Source organism: Zoogloea oryzae (assembly GCF_030161255.1).
Taxonomy (GTDB): domain Bacteria; phylum Pseudomonadota; class Gammaproteobacteria; order Burkholderiales; family Rhodocyclaceae; genus Zoogloea; species Zoogloea oryzae.
On sequence record NZ_BSPX01000287.1, the window covers coordinates 1 to 688 of the forward strand.

1 protein-coding gene is annotated in these 688 nt (G+C 33.6%); it reads left to right on the top strand.

The genetic code is table 11. The features are described from left to right. A partial coding sequence (locus QQK25_RS25015) for a proton-conducting transporter transmembrane domain-containing protein (protein ID WP_284190115.1) occupies positions 1-688 on the top strand: 688 nt, incomplete at both ends.

The following is a 688-nucleotide window of genomic DNA, read 5'->3' on the forward strand; positions in this document are numbered from 1 at the left end:
CTTTTCACAGTTATACCTTACATAATGAGTCTAATCTCTTTCATAGGTATAATAACAGTACTTTTGGGGGCAACTTTGGCTCTTGCTCAAAGAGACATTAAGAGAAGTTTAGCTTATTCTACAATGTCTCAATTGGGTTATACTATGTTAGCTTTAGGTATAGGTTCTTATCGAGCTGCTTTATTTCATTTGATCACTCATGCGTATTCAAAAGCATTATTATTTTTAGGATCCGGCTCCATTATTCATTCAATGGAAACTGTTGTTGGGTATTCTCCAGATAAAAGTCAGAATATGGCTCTTATGGGCGGTTTAAAAAAATACGTGCCAAGTACAAAAACAGCATTTTTATTAGGTACACTTTCTCTTTGTGGTATTCCTCCTCTTGCTTGTTTTTGGTCCAAAGATGAAATTCTTAATGATAGTTGGTTATATTCACCCATTTATGCAATAATAGCTTATTCCACAGCAGGATTAACTGCATTTTATATGTTTCGGGTATATTTACTTACTTTTGAGGGACATTTGAATGTGCATTTTCAAAATTATACTAGAAAAAAAAATAGCGCGTTCGATTCACTATCTATGTGGGGTAAAGAAGGACCGAAAGCGCTAAACAAAATCTTTCCGTTGCTAAATAATAATGAAAAGTCCTCCTTTTTTTCTCAAAAAGCATATCTATTTGCTG